General features: G+C 53.0%; 2 protein-coding genes. Both read left to right on the top strand.

The genetic code is table 11. The annotated features are described in order from the left end of the window. The first annotated feature begins 65 nt into the window (after positions 1–65). Entirely contained in the window at positions 66–1,112 is a 1,047-nt protein-coding gene (locus JUJ53_RS18150) for a TIGR03032 family protein (protein WP_204153455.1), read from the top strand. A gap of 71 nt (positions 1,113–1,183) precedes the next feature. Further along, positions 1,184–1,592: integrin alpha (locus JUJ53_RS18155; RefSeq protein ID WP_204153456.1), on the top strand; the 409-nt coding region annotated here is incomplete at its 3' end.

The following is a 1,592-nucleotide window of genomic DNA, read 5'->3' on the forward strand; positions in this document are numbered from 1 at the left end:
GGCTTGACAGTCACGGCTTTGCTGTATGGGATGAGTTCGCTTATGTTTGAGATAAATTTAACAGAATGCCTGAAAACTCCTCTCGTCTGGAGTTGAGCGGATCGCGACAATTTACATCTTGGCTAGCCCAACAGCACCTGAGTCTAGCCTTCACAACCTATCAAGCCGGAAAGGTATTTTGGATTGGGATTCAACCCAACGGACAGCTATCGGTCTTTGAACGCACCTTCGAACGCTGCATGGGCTTGACCGTCCATCACAATAGCCTTTACCTCAGTACGCTCTATCAACTGTGGCGCTTTGAAAATAGCCTCAGTCCTGGGCAAGATTATCAGGGCTATGATGCCGTCTATGTGCCGCAGATGTCCTACATCACCGGTGATTTAGACATCCATGATGTGGTGATGACAGAGGGCAACCCCCGCCCAGTTTTTGTCAATACGCTGTTTAGCTGCTTAGCAACTGTCAGTGAAACCCATAGCTTTGTCCCCTTGTGGCAACCACCCTTTATCAGCAAGCTAGCTGCCGAAGATCGCTGTCATCTCAATGGGTTGGCGCTGCGGGATGGGCAACCGCGATACGTGACGAGCGTGAGCCGCAGTGATGTGGCCGATGGCTGGCGCGACCATCGCAGTGATGGTGGTTGCGTCATTGACATTGAGAGCAACGAAATCATTGCCACAGAGCTATCGATGCCCCATTCCCCCCGGTGGTATCGCGATCGCCTCTGGCTATTGAACTCTGGAACCGGCGAGTTTGGGACTATCGATCCTGCAACCGGCCAGTTTGAAGCGGTGACCTTTTGCCCTGGCTATCTGCGTGGACTAGCGTTTGCCGGAGACTTTGCCATTGTTGGGCTATCAGAGCCCCGGCATAACAAGAGTTTTCAGGGACTAGCGTTAGATGCTGCCCTAGTCCAGAAGGCAGCAGAACCGCGCTGTGGCATTGGCGTGATTGACCTGCGCAGTGGTGATCTGGTGCATTCGTTGCGCATTGAAGGAACGGTTTCAGAACTCTATGACGTGGTGAGCATTCCAGCGGTGCAGCGGCCGATGGCCATTGGCATTCGCTCCGATGAAATCCGCCATGTGATTTCGATGGGTGAGGGATAACGGGCACCCAGGTAGGGTGCCCGACTGGAACGACTGTGAAAACCAATTAATACATAGGCAATAGAAAAAAGATGGCGTTTGATCCCGTTTTGAACTTGGCTGACCTCGATGGCAGCAATGGCTTTCGTATTGATGGGGTAGCCGCAAATGACTATTCCGGTCGTTCGGTGAGCAGTGCCGGGGATATCAATGGCGATGGTATCGATGACCTGATCATTAGCGCACCGGGTGCCGACCCCAACAGCAGCGATTCAGGCTCTAGCTATGTGGTATTTGGTGGTGGTGATTTTAGTATCCCCCTCAATCTATCCACCCTCAATGGCAGCAATGGCTTTCGTCTCGATGGGGTATCAATCAATGACGCTTCCGGGCGTTCGGTGAGCAGTGCCGGGGATATCAATGGCGATGGCGTCGATGACCTGATCATTGGCGCACCCTTTGCCGACTCCAACGGCTTCGATTCCGGCTCTAGCTATGTGG

This window comes from Leptolyngbya sp. CCY15150 (genome assembly GCF_016888135.1).
GTDB lineage: Bacteria > Cyanobacteriota > Cyanobacteriia > RECH01 > RECH01 > RECH01.